The sequence below is a fragment of the Parabacteroides sp. 20_3 genome (genome assembly GCF_964238835.1).
Lineage (GTDB): Bacteria > Bacteroidota > Bacteroidia > Bacteroidales > Tannerellaceae > Parabacteroides > Parabacteroides distasonis.
On record NZ_CAXSNO010000031.1, the window covers coordinates 1 to 514 of the forward strand.

The following is a 514-nucleotide window of genomic DNA, read 5'->3' on the forward strand; positions in this document are numbered from 1 at the left end:
ACGGAATCCTTCGCTCCAGAAAGGAGGTGTTCCAGCCGCACCTTCCGGTACGGCTACCTTGTTACGACTTAGCCCCAGTCACCAGTTTTACCCTAGGCCGATCCTTTCGGTTACGGACTTCAGGTACCCCCGGCTCCCATGGCTTGACGGGCGGTGTGTACAAGGCCCGGGAACGTATTCACCGCGCCATGGCTGATGCGCGATTACTAGCGAATCCAGCTTCACGGAGTCGGGTTGCAGACTCCGATCCGAACTGAGACGTGGTTTGGGGATTCGCTCCCTGTCGCCAGGTGGCTTCCCTTTGTCCACGCCATTGTAACACGTGTGTCGCCCCGGATGTAAGGGCCGTGCTGATTTGACGTCATCCCCGCCTTCCTCGCAGCTTACGCTGGCAGTCCCACCAGAGTCCTCAGCATCACCTGTTAGTAACTAGTGGCAAGGGTTGCGCTCGTTATGGCACTTAAGCCGACACCTCACGGCACGAGCTGACGACAACCATGCAGCACCTCGCAAA

At 58.4% G+C, this 514-nt stretch carries 1 rRNA gene; it reads right to left on the reverse strand.

Annotated elements, in window-relative coordinates:
- Positions 1 to 19 precede the first annotated feature (19 nt).
- Positions 20 to 514 (reverse strand): 16S ribosomal RNA (locus ACESPU_RS21720); the annotation flags it as partial.